Origin of the sequence: Vibrio sp. TMPB1044 (assembly GCF_030442075.1) — a bacterium.
Classification (GTDB): Bacteria; Pseudomonadota; Gammaproteobacteria; order Enterobacterales; family Vibrionaceae; genus Vibrio; species Vibrio satsumensis.
This window is the reverse complement of record NZ_JAUJED010000014.1, coordinates 28,459-43,702: the sequence shown is the minus strand read 5'-3', so window position 1 is coordinate 43,702 and position 15,244 is coordinate 28,459. Positions and strand designations below refer to the sequence as shown.

The following is a 15,244-nucleotide window of genomic DNA, read 5'->3' as shown; positions in this document are numbered from 1 at the left end:
TTTATGCATTACTCACAAGAATAGCTGAAGTAGGGCAAACTGCTACGCAGGCTCCACAACCGTTACACTCATTTAACTCGATTTTTGGTAGAGCAACACTGCCTGCTCTAAGTTGAAATTGAATGGCCATAGGTTCACACATGTCACCACAGCTTCGGCATTCAACATTTTGTTGCGCTAAACACTTATCAGAGATACTTGCTTTTGCTTGCCAAGGCTCTCCTTGCTTTGGCGTAAAAATGGGTTCAGGACAAACGTCTGCGCATTGATAGCAGAACGTACATTCATCAATTGAGAAATCGACAGTAGGAAACCCACCATCGCCTACAATGATTATCTCAGTCTCACAACTCTCGATGCATTTACCGCAACGAGTGCAGTCATCTGCAAAGCTTTCTAGGTTTTTAATCCAAGGCAAACGAATCTGGCTTGAATCAACTTTTTGCCTAGAAAATAGACGGCGTTTTGATAGATCTACCACTAGATACCCATAGATGTTGCTAACATGTTGTAATTGTAGGTCATTATTCCATTAATATCTTGTAATTTGTCCTCACAAGTAGTGTAGTTTTAGAAACAATTGTATAAATACCCCCTTAGGGCTAATTGGGGGCATATATTGTCTCAGATCAATAAATTACGAAGCGAGTGATCACATATTGAATGGAGCTATGATTTTTGATGTGTGACAATACGATCTTGCTGGCAAGTCATTTATCAATAGGAAGGCTCTTTTGCTTATAAAACCGGTTTCATCTGTAACGAGTACGATAGCTAAGTCACTGCTATCTATACTGCTGTTGTCGGTTACTACGACTGGCTTTGCTATCTTTACATTGGCTTCAAGTCTGAATGATGCAGAAGCGGTGAATGTCGCAGGTTCAATGCGAATGCAGAGTTACCGTCTAGCCCATGATATTCAAATAGAATCAGTTGATTATGATTCTCATATCCGTGAATTCGAAAGCTCTCTTTACTCACCGTCGATGACCAATTTGGTAAGTTGGGAAGTTCCGACAGACATCACAGAAGACTATTATCTAATCATTGGCCGTTGGCATGAGCTGAAACGTGTATTGAACAGTGAAGATCGCAAACACTATCTCGTGTTAGTTGAAAACTTCGTGACTGAAATCGATGGCTTCGTTTTTAAGCTGCAAGAGTTCTCTGAAGATAAGCTGATAAAACTGGCGTGGGCTGGTGGTATTGGTTTAGGCGGAATTCTGGTCATATCTCTTTTTGTTGTTCACTTTGTACGTAAACAAGTTGTTAAACCGCTACATGCCTTAGTTGGAGCCAGCCAGCGAATTAAGAACAGTGATTTTGAAGTAGAACTCAAAGTGACCAGTAGCAACGAAATGGGCATTTTGACTAAAACCTTTAACTCGATGGCGAAAGATCTCGGCGTGCTTTATCGCAATCTTGAAGATGTAGTAGATGCTAAGACGGTAGAACTACAAAATGCTAACCAGTCACTGCAGGCACTTTATCACTCGTCACAAGAACTTACGGTTACACGTATCGCCCCAGAAAACTTCCGAGCTATTCTGCAGCACCTAGTCAGTCTAGAAGGAATAGAGTCGTTAAGGCTTGAGATAGCTGATAACTCGGGTCGTTCATTGATTATGGATGAAGGCTACGATTCGAATTTAGATTACGAAAAGTTCGAGATGAAGCTAGATGATAACGAACTCATTCTCGGTTACTTGTACTGTTCGTATCACCATGGGCATTCTACCAAGGCGTTGATCGAGAGCTTTATTCAACTGTTATCTCGAGCTATTTATTATAATCGTGCCCAAAAGAAAGCCGAACAGCTTATTATTATGGAAGAACGAGCGACGATCGCACGTGAGTTGCACGATTCACTGGCTCAATCACTATCCTACTTGAAAATCCAAGTTACATTATTAAAGCGTGTGATTGGTAAGTTACCAGAGCAGCAACACAGAGAGCAGTCAGAACAAATAGCGTCGGAAATCGGTAACGGTTTAGCAGACGCCTACACTCAGTTAAGAGAGCTACTCACCACATTCAGGTTGACCATAAAAGAGGGCAACTTCGGAGATGCTTTGAGCACCATGCTTGAAGAGCTCAGCGAAAGAACAGATGCAAAGATTAACCTAACCAATAATCTTTCATCCATAGAGCTTGATGCACACAGTCAGGTTCACTTGCTTCAGTTGATTCGTGAGGCAACAATAAATGCAATAAAACACGCCAATGCCGACTTGATAGATGTATGCTGTATCGATGAGGACGGTGAAGTATTAGTCGTGATTAAAGATAATGGAGATGGCTTTGACTCAAGTAGTTCTAAGACGAACCACTACGGGATGAGCATTATGCAGGAGCGTGCGGCAAGACTGAATGGCGACTTAACGATTGAAGCAGCTCAAGGTGAAGGCTGTACAGTCATATTGAAATATAAAAGTTTGAAGGAAGTTAAAGTTGACGATTTGTAAAGTAATGCTGGTTGATGATCATCCATTGATGCGTAGAGGTATAAGTCAATTACTGAGCTTTGAAGATGAATTCGAAGTGATTGCAGAAGCAAGTAACGGCACTGAAGCAGTCGCTCTTGCCCATGAAGAAGAACCTGATTTGATCTTATTGGATCTTAATATGAAAGGTATGTCTGGACTTGATACGCTGAAAGCACTTCGTACTGACGGCTCAAGCGCAAACATTGTAATCCTGACTGTCTCTGATAGCCCTGCAGACATTGAAGCGATTGTAAAAGCGGGTGCTGATGGTTACTTGTTGAAAGACACAGAACCCGATGAGTTAATCGAACTGCTTAAGCAAGCACACAGTGGTGACAAGGCATACAGCAGTGTGGTTGCTCGTTACTTAAATGACGCAGGTAGCCGTAATGATATCTTCGACCAACTGACTGAACGCGAAATGCAAATCCTTCAAGAAGTTGCGAAAGGTTACCGCAACAAACAGATCGCTGATCACCTGTTTATTTCTGAATCGACAGTTAAGGTACATATGAAAAGCTTGCTGAAAAAGCTGCAAGTGCCTTCACGTACTGCTGCCACGGTTCTGTATCTAGAACGCTATGGTGAAATGAAGTAGGGCTTGTTCCTTTGAAATAAAACTATTTCAAGCCTGACGGCTTATACGTGTCTCGATAGTCTTAACGATGTTGAGACAGTGATATTAAAAAGGCGCTGAACTTATTAAGTTCAGCGCCTTTTGTTTAAGCATTTTATATCGATATTGGTGTTACTAAGTAGCTGTGCTTACTAACGTTGGCTTACGCTGCCATAGGAACCAATACAAGCGTACCGAAGATAACCGTAATAAGACCACAGATTACAGGTACAGACGTACGTTTTACTACTTCAAATGGGCTGATTTTACCCATACCAGATGTCGCTACAATTACACCAGATACTGGCGAGATGGTACGACCTAGGTTCGATGCTTGAAGCATTGGGATGATTAGGAACGCAGGGTTCAAGCCCATTTTCGCAGCCAGTGATGGAGCCAGTTCTACGAATGCATAGAATGGCGCGTTACCAGAACCTGTCGCGATAGCTGCAGCCACCGTTAGACCCGTCAGGATAAGCATCAATGCGATACCGCCTGCGCCTGCAGATTCAGCAAGACCGATTAGGTTATCAATCGCACCAATAGACATTAGACCTTGAGCAAATACGCCCGCCGCAACCAACAGCATTACCACGCCTTTGAACGCGTCAGCCATACCTTGGTAGCAAGAGTCTAAATCTTCTAGTGTTTTCTCGCCGTCAAACTTCTTAACAACGTAATCGATGACCGCGCCCACGAAGATAGAACCTACCACAATGGTGTAGATATCAAGTGAAAGCCCTGGAATCGTACGACCGTTGAATAGGAAAACGCCGATGATAGGTAGGAATGGAAGTGCAGCGTAGAAAGCTGGTGCCGTTGTTTCGATTTCAGAAACGTCAACTTTTTCCATTGGTGTGTTTTCTTTCTTATCCAGATATTTGTTCCAGAAGAAAGCGGCCGCAGCCATCACGATGATCGCACAGATAGAAACAGGCAGTACCGTTTGAACAGCAAACACATCAAGAGACATGCCTGACTTTTCTGCCGCGATGACCACATCACCAGAGGTTGGTGAAAGAATGATGGCTGCAGGTGATGCACAAACCGCAACTGCCGCTGGGCGAGAAATACCCATTGCCGTCATCATTGGGAATAGGGTTGCCATCAATAGTACACCGAGACCCGTTGCAGAACTTACTGCTAGAGACATTAGACACGCTACGATGTAAGCCGCAACAAGAAGTACGTAGGGAGATTTGATCGCAGCAAGTGGTTTAGAGAACTGTTTCACTACCACATTGTTAGCACCAATGTGCGTCATGTAAGAAGCAAAACCACAAAGAAGCATGATTTGCATGCCTAGGCCGCCCCCGCGGTACTGAAGCATGTATTTAACAAATTCTAGTGAGTCGGTAACCATGTTACCTGTTGAAGCGACTTTAGCTGGTAAGACTGTGTGACCAATAAGGCCGGTGATAAGAAGTAGGGCAAGGCCAGCAGTTAGTAATACACCCGCCGCTTTATAGCCTTTCACAATAAAGTAACCAACAGCGATAGTAATCACTAATCCGATCAAGAGCTCTAACATAGAAATCTCCACAAAGTTTAAAAAATATAAGAAAGTGTTTCAGAATATGACAATGAATGTACAGAAAACTGCACTGTGGCACGAGGCATAGTTGAGGTTGATATGATCTAAGACAAACATTTTTTTCGATGTTAATTGTGGTTGTAAATCGTGATTAACTACTGTTGTTTAGATGTTAATAAACAAATTTTGCGGCTCGTTAGAATATAACTTGGATCACCTTTGGTTGTTCTAGTTGCATATGGAGGTTTCGTTTTATAAATCGTGAGTGTTTTTTGTACTTTGGAAGGGAACGTGTAACGAAGTGGGTATTTATCGGAGTAAAGAGGTGAGAATCTTAGCTTTGAAGCCTACTTATGTTTAAAGATTACTTATGTTTAACGCCTACTTACTTCCCATAAGTAAGCGCTAAAACACAAGTTATAATAAGGCGATTCTTCAGCTTCTTCGTTTAACTCAGAACCTTCATTTAATACGACTTCGTCCTCGAGTACCACTTCTTCAACTTCTTCTGCGAATAGGGGCATAGAGAAAGCGATTAGAACGAAAGTTAGCTTTGGTAGGAATCGTGTGTATGAAATTGTATTTGCTAATGGGTGCGATGTTCGTGAGATAGTGTGTTTCGACATAATGGTTTTGTATATAAAGTGATTTAACACGACGAACTAAGTGTTAGTCTGATGAGTAGACAGTGATCGAATCGAACCGTTGGCATTGCCGGCGCAGCTTTCATCGTAATCGACTCCCAATTCATTTTTGGGGTCGGAATGGTATGCACGGATTGGATTAAGTGGAGGTGCTGATTGAATAAACTTACTTCACTTACAGCGTTCTCAAGTTGTTTGGTATTCATCTACATTCCTGTCGACTGTTGTTCTTGTAATTTGGCGCTTAGTTTATGGTCAAAGCGCGCGAACAGTATTTAAATGAATGTGAATGATCTTTCGTGAGGTTGCTTGATATTCGTTTAGGAATATTTCGACTGTGGATAGGTTAGGCTCTGTTTATGAGGGAGGAAGTGGCACATCGAGCCGGGTGCAAAATGAACTCGAAAAAGTATGACAGGCAAGAAAAGCGAAACCCTGCGTTAAGAGCAGGGTTTTTTATTGAATTAGGATTGAGTCGTTCGGCTATGCAATATGCGTCATTTTGTTCATCACAAAGCTTTCAATACAATCTTCGGTCGCAGCTACGTACTCAGCGATGTGCTGGCTTGCTAAGTGCTGCTCTAGGTGAGCTTCAGACTCCCAGTTTTCATGAAAAACGAAGTGAGCCGGATTATCGTTATCTTGGTGTAGATCGTAGTTAATACAGCCATCTTCAATACGGGTTTTATCGATCAATTTAATCATCTCGGATTTAACTAACTCAATCTTACTTCCTTTAGAGACGATTGTTGCAATAATGGTTAGCTTACTCATTCTAATTCCTTGGTTTTTAACTCAATAAGTGCAAGTAATATAGTTATAAATTCAGATTCAAGAAAGAGTTCTGAAATCCAATAACTATGGTTCTTGGCGTCCACAATTCAAACTCGAGAGCATAAAGCTAGTGGTAATCGGTTACGCTTATTAAAAAGCCCTCATAGTAATATGAGGGCTTCTTAGGGTTCAATTGAGTGGGTTAGTTACTGAAATCTGCTTTGACCCAAACCATACGGTGATCTGAAGAAACATCTTTTCCGTTACCATAATCACCAATTCGTGAGTCATTGAATAGCTTGCGTCCTTCTTCGTACGAAGCTGACCAATAAACACCAGATTCAACAATGTTTAATGAAGCGGACGGCAGTGCGTAATCTACAGCAAGTCCAAATGTCGAAGTGATACGGTTTGGCTGTGGGTGAGACGATGATTTATCTACCGCATGTTCAGCTGCACCATAACTTGTTGGGTACAAGCTGCCATTGGTGACATCTTGGTTAACTAATACATCATTGTGCAAGTCCTGCATTACAGAACTAATACCGTCGCCATCTACTGGGTCTAGGTTTTGATCGCCCATCATGACAAAGTGTTTACCTTGCTCTAAGCCGCCAGTTTTTCCTGAGTCGTCATAGATGAATGATTTGTTTTGGATGTACTGGTGCCAGAAGTCGACTTCTGCTGCGTTCTGTTCAATGTTCTTACCTACATCGAAAGCGGGCGGAGTAGGGTGTGACATCAGTAAGTGAACGGTTTCTGTGCCATCTTTGGTTGGGATGAGGATCGGCGCATCAACGTGGTTCTTTGAAGATAAACGAACTTCTGCCCATTCTTCGGCCGTGTACCACTCATCGCCGCAAACCATACCTGTTGGGAACTTACTAGGGTCGTCGCAAACAGTGATTGTTGGAATAGTGGCACCTTCGAGATCTTTCCATTTGAACTCTTGGAATGTACGAGTGTTGGCTGTATCGATTTCATATTTTGACATTAGAGCAAATGCGTATTGCCCATGATACAAACCGAAGCCCCACGCATCTCCTGGCAATGTTCCAGCGTTACCATCATTATCTAAATCAAAACCAAATTCGTTCAGTAAACCTGTATTAGTTGAGTAGCTTTCAAAGTATGGGTATGAGATTGGCTCTAGGTTCGCGTCGCCACCTGCACCTTCAATACTTTGAGCAACAGAAAGGTAGTTCTTTTGAAAACCTTCAAGCGCTGATTTATCAGCACCTGTTCCGTCATTGTTAAACTCAGCCATCATAAGCACATCAGGACGATTCTTTTGAATCACAGCTGCGACGTTACGGATCTGAATAACTTTTGCTGCCTTTTCTTTGTCAGCGGCGCTAATTGTATTGTCCAAATAATCGGACACCAACCTCGCTTGAACGCTAGGTTCGATTTGCATTTCAGTGACGAGATCTTGGAATGTCGCACGATCAAAAGACAAGTTATAAGTAGCGATCTTTACTTCTTCAGGTTGAACGTAATCAGTGTCGCTGCTGCAACCAATTAAAAGCGCAGAAGAGATAGCGAAAGCGATAGAGGTTTTTAACATTTTCATAAAATGGGTCCGCTGATTGCTGAAAGAATTTTGGGACGCGCATGTTATGAGATGGATGTCATTCTGTAAGTGACATTACTCACAGGTATGATTCTGGAATGACATTTTGTTGCATTGAAAATGTGACATTTGGAACTGGTGTCTGTTATTAGAATAAATACTTAAATTTCATGAATTTAATTAGATCTGTGAAATAAAAAAGCCCTCATGGCAAGATGAGGGCTTTTGAATAAGAAATAAACTGAGTTGTTATTGGTGTGTTAAGTGTACTACTCCACCTTAAGCATATTGTTCCACTGTCATCACCCAATTTTTCTTCTGTTGTTCGAAATTCATTTTGATTTGCTGGTAACGAACTTTAAGAACTGAGTGTTCGTACTTCTTCACAACGTCTTCACGTTTACTTTCAAGTAGCTGCTTTTTGACTTCGTAGTACTCGTTCATGTTTGATACTAGAGCATCGAACTCTTGTTGAAGCTTGTCTGCGATTTGTTGCTTGTCGGCACGGTGCATAATTTTTTGCTGCGTGCGTTTAAGTAGCATAGACGCTTCGGCTTTCTCGATACGAGCTTGAGGGGTTTTCTTTAGCTTACTTGCCAGTCCCATCAGCGAAGCACTCTTGATCAACCACTTTGTTGGATCGTATTGCCACCAGTAGATTCCGTTACGGTAGTCGTTCTCAAAGATGTGGTGGAAGTTGTGGTAGCCTTCGCCGAAAGTGAGTACTGCTAACACACCGTTATCACGCGCTGTGTTTTTGTCAGTAAAAGGTTGGCTCCCCCAGATGTGAGCAAGAGAGTTAATGAAGAATGTTGTGTGGTGGTTAAGTACCAAACGAACCGCACCTACGATTAACAACATGCCAAGCACGTCACCGTAAATAACACCTAAAGCGATAGGAACACCGAAGTTCATCAGCAATGCCAACAGAACATAGTGTTTGTGCTGCCACATAACAATCTTGTCTTTTTTAAGATCACGACAGTTTTCATAGTTTTCATACATTGAGGTACTGTAATTACGAATCATCCAGCCTATGTGTGAGTACCAAAACCCTCGTTTTGCAGAGTATGGGTCTTTGTCATTATTATCGACATGCTTGTGGTGCACTCGGTGATCAGAAGACCAGTGTAGCGCGCTGTTCTGCAGGGCAAATGCACCACCTAATGCAAATAAGAATCTTAGGCTTGAATGCGCTTCAAAAGCTTTGTGTGACCATAAACGGTGATAACCTGTCGTGATTGAAAGGTTACAGAACGTAAAACAGATCGCTAGCCATATCCAGTGCTCCATACCATAGCCAAAAAAGTAGCCATAAACAGGGGCTGCAACAACAGCAAGCAGCATACTAAAAGAGAATATAAAAATATTGAGCCAGATTAATGGCGGCTTTTTTGTTGATGGGTTATCGGCACTATTCATTAGCAAATTTCCATTGAGCTTACATCTGTGCGCTAGAATATCAGCGTACACGTGTAAGTCAAGATTGAAAGTGTAAACGTGTATTAGTATGTTTTACTTAAATATTGTATAAAGGTAGTGTGAAATGTAGTAGCAAGTCATAAATGGAAGTACTAAGGGCTAATAAATGGAAATTAAGGTAGCTGAATATAAAGATTATGAGCGGATTGCCCAATTACATGCGGATAGCTGGAAGCTATATTACCGCGGCATTCTTGCTGATGATTACTTAGAGAATGATGTTTTGGAGGACAGATCTGTTATTTGGCAGACTCGTTTGATTAATCCTCCTTTCAACCAACATGTTTTATTGCTTGAAGAAGGCGGTTTACTGGTTGGTTTCGTCTGCGCGTTTGGTAATCACAACTTTGAGCGTGGCACGTTCATTGATGCGTTACATGTAGACAATAATTATCGCGGTAGAGGTATTGGTAAGCGTCTACTGTCTGAATTATCAAAATGGTTGCAGCAATACTATTCGGACTCAGGGCTTTACCTAGAGGTGATGTCTGAGAACCACCAAGCGATAGCTTTTTATGAGGCGATTGGCGGCAAAGAAGAACTTGAGCAAGTTTGGAACGCACCATGCGGTAGTCAAGTGAACGAGAAAGTGATTTCTTGGAACTCTCCTGTTGAACTTGAACAGAAAACAGCAAGCGTCGTGTATTCTTAGTTGATTCTTGTTTAATACTGGTTTTTTTGCTAATTAACAACTTCTGACCGAAGTTACTTTAAAGCCGAAGAACAAAGACAAAAGCCCCGAGCATTAAATTGTTCGGGGCTTTTTTGATTGGATTCGTGGCCGTTTTAATGATTCGCTAAGACGCGTGAAATACTGGGCGATTAATCACACCATGTGATCTTATTCCTACCGCCTTTCTTCGAAATGTAGAGTGCTTGGTCGGCGTCGTCGATAAGTTGCTCTACAGAACCAAGGGCCTGCGGTGCATGTTTCACACCGATTGAAATCGTTACTTCTAACCTAAGGCGAGAAGGGGATTCTAAAAGGGAATTAACTAGCGATTCAATTGAAGCCTCGGTTTCTCCTTGAACCATCACCAAAAACTCTTCACCACCGTATCGAAAGCAGTTACTGCTGGTCGGTAGTCGTTTTTGAATTTCATCGGCCAATTCTTTGATCACCATATCGCCCATTTGGTGGCCGTAGGTGTCGTTAATCAATTTGAAATGATCAATATCTATCATGATCGATGTAATGGATAGCTGACGGTTTATGCTCGGTTCTATCACCTGATGAAGATAAAGGCGGTTGTAGCAGCCCGTTAGCGCGTCTTGATAAGAAAGCGCCTCAAACATATTGGATTGTTTGCGAAGCTGAATCGCTTGTTTACGCAGTTGCTCGGATTGAGCGAAACGTTTGTGTACTTCTAAATTACGTCTTATACAGGCCGCTGAGATTAGGATGTAAGCCGAAATATAAACAGAAATTGTGTCGATCTCATGCTTTGGCTCAGCTTCATAAAGCAGTGGCGCAAGGCCGATGAGATAAGCCAAAAAGATAAACGACAGGGTAGAGATACTGTACTTGGCTGACAACCTTGAAAACGTACCAATGTAGATCATCACTAAAATGATACCGCCTTGGTAATCGAAGTTGTTCAGCTCAATAGCAAGTCGACCGACATAGACCAAGAAAAGTGAGCTAATTACAAGGAAAGTACTTTCTACGAGTTCCAAAACGTTGGGTTTGCTTGTAATGCAGTATCTGGCGACAGCCATCATCAATAGAAAAAGTATGACTCTGAAAATGATAGGTGTAAGACACTCACTCCCAAAGTGTATGTAGTCGGTAACGAGGAAAGCACAGAATATTGAGATCGGGATGTAGATGAAATTTATGTACGGCAAATAAATTTCATTATCGAAATAGGTTTTAAATCTTTGATTCTTGAACCCAGAATAAGAGCGCATTGAGAAATTAGCCGAGATTGATACACAATAATTTGCGTAGTATGTCACAGTCTTTGGGATTGTAAACGACCATTTCTATAGATTTGTCAGTATGTTAGCTAGATCAACAAACCGTATCAGGCAATATTCATGTTCTATGGGGAATAGAACATGAATACTTTAGAGGCTGATGTAAAAATGATTAAGAGAGATTAACGTTTGTTCTTCAAGTAACGCTTACGACGCTCCTCTTTCTTCTTAATCTGTTGTTCGGCTTTCAGAGCAGCAGCTTCTTCAACTTCGATCAGCTCTTGTGTGATCATTTCTGGCAACTCAAGCGTTACCTTACCTAAAGTGCCGTTACGCAATTCGTGAAGTAGGATTTCCGAACATTTGTGAATGTCGATATGACCACCGGCACGAAGTGCGCCACGCTTACGACCAATCGCTTCCATCAATTCGATGTCAGACTCTGGCAGCTCTTCAATTTGGTAACGTTCTTGCAAAAGGTTAGGGTACTGCTTTGCTAGGTATTCTACTGTGTAGAATGCCACTTCATCGTATTCCATTGCCGTATCTTTTACAGCACCTGTTGCAGCCAAGCGGAAGCCACTGTGTGGGTTTTCTACTTTAGGCCAAAGGATTCCAGGAGTGTCTGAAAGGATCACGCCATTTTGCAGATTGATACGTTGTTGGCGACGAGTTACCGCAGGTTGGTTACCTGTAACCGCAATCGTACGTCCAGCCAAGCAGTTGATGATGGTCGATTTGCCTACGTTCGGGATCCCCATGATCATTGTGCGAATGTTCTTGCCCATCTGTTCACGGTGTGGCGCCAGCTTACGTACTAGCTCCATAACGTGGTTAACTTCTTCTTTTACGCTAGTAGTAATCGCAATCGCTTTAACGCCTTGCTCTTTCTCGAAGTGCTCAATCCAACGTTGAGTCAGTTCAGGATCTGCAAGGTCACGCTTGTTCAACACTTTTACACAAGGCTTATCGCCGCGCAGTGAAGAGATCATTGGGTTTTCGCTACTGAACGGGATACGAGCGTCCAATACTTCGATGATCACATCAACTTGTGGGATAACTTCTTCGATTTCTTTGCGGGCTTTATGCATGTGACCCGGAAACCATTGAATAGACATAGAGACAAACCTTGATAAATATATTTGCTGCACATTGTAAGGGTTCGCTAGGGCGTGTAAAGCGCTATGTTGTACCTGAAGCCATGTCTTTACAGTGTTACCTAGGAGCTATGGATGTCGCCTGACTAGATATGGCAGGAGTTTCCCTGCCATTTAACAACACTTAGTAACAATGGATGAGAGTGTAGGAACGACAGAAAGTTCTGGTTTGACGGATTATTTCCTAGATCGAGACTCTAAGAAATAGGTCATAAATAGCATGTATAGCAAGACTAAAAATAGCTGGAAAATGCGAACGTAGAATTTGTCATCCAATGCGCCGCTGCTTATTGATGTTCCCATAAGTACATTGAACCCGGTAAAGGCCGTAATATATATAGGCGCCTTTTGTGGTTCGGTATAAATCTTTATTCCGAAAAGCGTAATGACACTGAGTACAACCATCATATATACATACATATTAGGTGCTAAAGATATGATGAGAAAAGCGACGAATGTAATTAGACCTGCGAGGATGTTACTTGCTGTGAAAAATAACGCGGTCTTACCGGACGTTTCACTGCTTGCCATTAACGATAATAACATTACAAATGCAACGGTAAGCAGTATCTGAGAAAGTTGAAAATAGAAGTAAAAGCATACGAGCGGAAACGAAATCACCCATGCGCGCACAGCGGCTGTCCACCGCATTTCTTTGGTCAGTAGGGATGCGGGAAACCCTTCAAAGTCCGTCTTCTCTTCTTCTGGAAAATAAACGTGCGAAAGGGCGTACAAAGCGACGGCCAAAGTGCCTGAAAACGCAAAACCGATTCCTACATTAAGCGCGGATGCTTGATCGATTATCGTTATAGATGGAAGTAATATCAGTTCGATCATTAGGAATGTTGCGAACATGACCCATTTAGGGTCGGTAAACAAATAGTATGCCCAAAGCATCCCGAGTGTGAGTGTAGAAAGAAAGGCAATTTTATACTCAGGTAGCCCTGTTGATACTGCGAATCCAATAGCAGCGCTGGATAGAAGCGCGTAGGCCAACTGTTTGACATGGAGAATATGAAATTGAGGCTTATCAGCGATAAATTTTGCGGTCAGAAGTGGCGTGCAAAAAGCTAATGGCCAGTTAAACCATAGTGCAAGGAATGTTGCTAGGCCGACTGCCGTGACGTAGCGAAAAATCCTACGCTCTTGTGCTTGCTCTATTTTATCGAACATAAGAGAACAAGCTCACTACATTAATCCAGGTTTTTCCAAGCAGGTTAAATAGAGTGTTTTCGCCAGTATAAACGATGACATCTGCTTGGCCTCCAATTCGCATTGAGTGGATCGCCGATGGTTCGTTTATTTTAATCGTAACTGGAATACGTTGTGTGTCTCTTAACCATCCATTTTGGTTTTGTACATTCGCAAGGTCACCAAGTTGTTCGTTTTTACCCCATGTGACCCCCAAGTCGATTGAAGAAACTGTGCCTTTGAATGTCGTGCCTGGAGCAAGATCTAATGCAATTTCAACGTCATCGCCTGGTTTTATGTTACCGAGACTATTTTCTCTAAAATAAGCTTCAAGCCATAAATTGTCGCTTTCGACGAAGGTGATCAATGGAGAGCCTGAAGAAGCGTAAGAACCTTCTGATAAGCTCAAGTTGGTTACCGCACCATCTGAAGGCGCTGATAGGGTTGTGCGCGATAAGTCCAATTGGGCTTTTTGTAATTCAAGTAGTGCTGATTGTATTTGGGCATTTTCCTCTCCCTCAGGACCCACTTGAGCTTTGGCTTTTTCTAGATTAGCGCGAGCGTTCATGACTTCAGCATTAGCTTTATCAATCGTGGCACGTGTTGTATCGGCATCAGACTTTGATACGACCCCTTTGTCTGCCATAGCCAATACTCGTTGACCCTGACGCCGAGCATTTTGTTGTGCAACTAACGATGTTGTGAGTTGTGCTTGAGCGGAAATAATACTGGCCATTTGCGCCCCAACTTGCTGCCCGGCTATCTTCAATTTTGCTTCTGCTTGTTTAACGGCTATCTCATAGTCGGTAGAGACAATTTTGAGTAACACGTCATTTTTCTCAACTTTAGTGTTTGCAGTAATATTAATTCTCTCTATTTGTCCTGATACTTGTGGTTTTAAGGAAATGACGTTGCCTTCAACCCTAACGTTGTCGGTAGTTGGAATAATTCTGTCTGAAACTACAGCGATGCCGATGGAAAGGATGGTGAATGCCAATAAACTGTTTGTTGTTATTTTTACTTTATTGATGGGTTTCTTTTTTTGCGTTCCGGTGTCGATTTGTTTTATTTCTGACATGCGAGGCTCTCAATTTAAGATTCTGATATGTAGGGATTTAGGTGTTCTACTCCCATCAATGAACCATCAGGTTATTAATGAGAGAGTGAACTGTTTTTAAGATGAACATAAGATCAAATATCTTGATTTAATGGCCATATCGTGACATTGAAATTTTTATTGGCGTGATGAAATTGGAATGTATCCTCGGGCAGAGTCGAATCGGTATAAATTAAAGTGGTTATTTTTGATGTGTCGCCAAATGGCTAGCATGGCTTTAGATGAATGATTAGCATCAATTTTTGAATATTATTTGTAGTTGATTTGATGGCTCGATAACTGCAATAAATATAAGACTAACGTTAAATGGAACTGGATATGAAACTGATAAAGACTCTCGCATTATCTATGATTGTGTTGACTGCCAACGCGTATGCAATCACAGATGCCAGTAAGATTGGCGCAAACTCAGGTGCTATGAATTACTGCTACGATAACTTTTCTGACCTTAGCCAAAATTCTAAATACAAAATTCTAAAAATGAAAACCTATGAAAAATATCGAGATCTACCTAGTGATGAGCGTGCACGAGCGTTATTAATGAAAACGGCAGCAGAAGAAGGCGAGTATTTAGGGGAGCCTCTGGATAAGAATCGATGCAATAGCCTAAGAAAGATGCTTTATATTCAGTACAACTAAATAGTATGAATTTAGCCCCTTATTCAATTTACTAATAAGGGGCTTTCTAATTCTTAGGCAGGATTTTCAACATATCAACGTGAAGTGAATAAGGTCGGAAGGTGAAAGCAT

The 15,244-nt window shown here is 41.9% G+C and carries 13 protein-coding genes and 1 pseudogene; 4 read left to right on the top strand and 10 right to left on the bottom strand.

Going from position 1 to position 15,244, the window contains the following annotated elements; all coding sequences use genetic code 11:
• Position 1 precedes the first annotated feature (1 nt).
• Entirely contained in the window at positions 2 to 481 is a 480-nt protein-coding gene (gene napF / locus QQ041_RS08330; protein WP_048660078.1) for a ferredoxin-type protein NapF, read from the bottom strand.
• Between the two features lie 253 nt (positions 482 to 734).
• Here napF and narQ point away from each other — a divergent pair, with 253 nt between their 5' ends.
• Together narQ and QQ041_RS08320 are read left to right on the top strand one after the other, a co-directional pair.
• Positions 735 to 2,465: a nitrate/nitrite two-component system sensor histidine kinase NarQ gene (gene narQ, locus QQ041_RS08325; protein WP_146490720.1), complete on the top strand. Its 1,731-nt coding sequence runs from the start codon at positions 735 to 737 to the stop codon at positions 2,463 to 2,465.
• Entirely contained in the window at positions 2,452 to 3,084 is a 633-nt protein-coding gene (locus QQ041_RS08320) for a response regulator (RefSeq protein ID WP_008219279.1), read from the top strand. The genes narQ and QQ041_RS08320 overlap by 14 nt, the downstream gene beginning before the upstream one ends.
• Before the next feature lie 181 nt (positions 3,085 to 3,265).
• Here the strand turns inward: QQ041_RS08320 and dcuC are convergent, their stop codons facing one another.
• The 5 genes and pseudogenes from dcuC to QQ041_RS08295 all read right to left on the bottom strand — a co-directional run bounded on the left by dcuC (position 3,266) and on the right by QQ041_RS08295 (position 9,049).
• Positions 3,266 to 4,633 (bottom strand): anaerobic C4-dicarboxylate transporter DcuC, encoded by a 1,368-nt coding sequence (gene dcuC, locus QQ041_RS08315; protein WP_192890992.1) that lies wholly within the window; start codon positions 4,631 to 4,633, stop codon positions 3,266 to 3,268.
• A 425-nt stretch (positions 4,634 to 5,058) separates the two neighbouring features.
• Positions 5,059 to 5,262, bottom strand: a pseudogene (locus tag QQ041_RS08310) (hypothetical protein); the annotation flags it as partial.
• Between the two features lie 501 nt (positions 5,263 to 5,763).
• Positions 5,764 to 6,054: a putative quinol monooxygenase gene (locus QQ041_RS08305; protein ID WP_146490713.1), complete on the bottom strand. Its 291-nt coding sequence runs from the start codon at positions 6,052 to 6,054 to the stop codon at positions 5,764 to 5,766.
• Positions 6,055 to 6,256: 202 nt separating this feature from the next.
• A complete protein-coding gene (locus QQ041_RS08300) occupies positions 6,257 to 7,627 on the bottom strand; it encodes an endonuclease/exonuclease/phosphatase family protein (protein WP_146490712.1) in 1,371 nt (456 codons plus the stop codon).
• Positions 7,628 to 7,906: 279 nt separating this feature from the next.
• A complete protein-coding gene (locus tag QQ041_RS08295) occupies positions 7,907 to 9,049 on the bottom strand; it encodes a fatty acid desaturase (RefSeq protein WP_146490711.1) in 1,143 nt (380 codons plus the stop codon).
• 166 nt (positions 9,050 to 9,215) lie between these two features.
• Here QQ041_RS08295 and QQ041_RS08290 point away from each other — a divergent pair, with 166 nt between their 5' ends.
• Positions 9,216 to 9,761, top strand: coding sequence for a GNAT family N-acetyltransferase (locus tag QQ041_RS08290; protein ID WP_060981238.1), 546 nt, complete (start codon positions 9,216 to 9,218; stop codon positions 9,759 to 9,761).
• 170 nt (positions 9,762 to 9,931) lie between these two features.
• Here QQ041_RS08290 and QQ041_RS08285 read toward each other — a convergent pair whose 3' ends face one another.
• From QQ041_RS08285 to QQ041_RS08270, 4 genes are all read right to left on the bottom strand, one after another.
• Positions 9,932 to 10,957 carry a GGDEF domain-containing protein gene (locus QQ041_RS08285; RefSeq protein ID WP_285953572.1) on the bottom strand — a complete coding sequence of 342 codons (1,026 nt, stop codon included), beginning with the start codon at positions 10,955 to 10,957 and terminating at the stop codon, positions 9,932 to 9,934.
• Between the two features lie 254 nt (positions 10,958 to 11,211).
• On the bottom strand, positions 11,212 to 12,147 hold the full coding sequence (gene ylqF / locus QQ041_RS08280) for a ribosome biogenesis GTPase YlqF (protein ID WP_029405588.1): 936 nt from the start codon (positions 12,145 to 12,147) through the stop codon (positions 11,212 to 11,214).
• A gap of 216 nt (positions 12,148 to 12,363) precedes the next feature.
• Positions 12,364 to 13,359 (bottom strand): DUF2955 domain-containing protein, encoded by a 996-nt coding sequence (locus QQ041_RS08275; RefSeq protein WP_285953571.1) that lies wholly within the window; start codon positions 13,357 to 13,359, stop codon positions 12,364 to 12,366.
• On the bottom strand, positions 13,349 to 14,455 hold the full coding sequence (locus QQ041_RS08270) for an HlyD family secretion protein (protein WP_285953570.1): 1,107 nt from the start codon (positions 14,453 to 14,455) through the stop codon (positions 13,349 to 13,351). Before QQ041_RS08270 ends, QQ041_RS08275 begins: the two co-directional genes overlap by 11 nt.
• A 357-nt stretch (positions 14,456 to 14,812) precedes the next feature.
• Between QQ041_RS08270 and QQ041_RS08265 the strand changes: the two genes are divergently transcribed.
• Entirely contained in the window at positions 14,813 to 15,133 is a 321-nt protein-coding gene (locus QQ041_RS08265; protein ID WP_285953569.1) for a hypothetical protein, read from the top strand.
• Positions 15,134 to 15,244: the final 111 nt, after the last annotated feature.

What these genes read in the sequence shown, in the direction of transcription:
- dcuC (WP_192890992.1), bottom strand. Translation starts at nt 4,633, where the DNA reads ATGTTAGAGCTCTTGATCGGATTAGTGATTACTATCGCTGTTGGTTAC.
- QQ041_RS08305 (WP_146490713.1), bottom strand. Translation starts at nt 6,054, where the DNA reads ATGAGTAAGCTAACCATTATTGCAACAATCGTCTCTAAAGGAAGTAAG.
- QQ041_RS08300 (WP_146490712.1), bottom strand. Translation starts at nt 7,627, where the DNA reads ATGAAAATGTTAAAAACCTCTATCGCTTTCGCTATCTCTTCTGCGCTT.
- QQ041_RS08295 (WP_146490711.1), bottom strand. Translation starts at nt 9,049, where the DNA reads ATGAATAGTGCCGATAACCCATCAACAAAAAAGCCGCCATTAATCTGG.
- QQ041_RS08290 (WP_060981238.1), top strand. Translation starts at nt 9,216, where the DNA reads ATGGAAATTAAGGTAGCTGAATATAAAGATTATGAGCGGATTGCCCAA.
- ylqF (WP_029405588.1), bottom strand. Translation starts at nt 12,147, where the DNA reads ATGTCTATTCAATGGTTTCCGGGTCACATGCATAAAGCCCGCAAAGAA.
- QQ041_RS08275 (WP_285953571.1), bottom strand. Translation starts at nt 13,359, where the DNA reads ATGTTCGATAAAATAGAGCAAGCACAAGAGCGTAGGATTTTTCGCTAC.
- QQ041_RS08270 (WP_285953570.1), bottom strand. Translation starts at nt 14,455, where the DNA reads ATGTCAGAAATAAAACAAATCGACACCGGAACGCAAAAAAAGAAACCC.
- QQ041_RS08265 (WP_285953569.1), top strand. Translation starts at nt 14,813, where the DNA reads ATGAAACTGATAAAGACTCTCGCATTATCTATGATTGTGTTGACTGCC.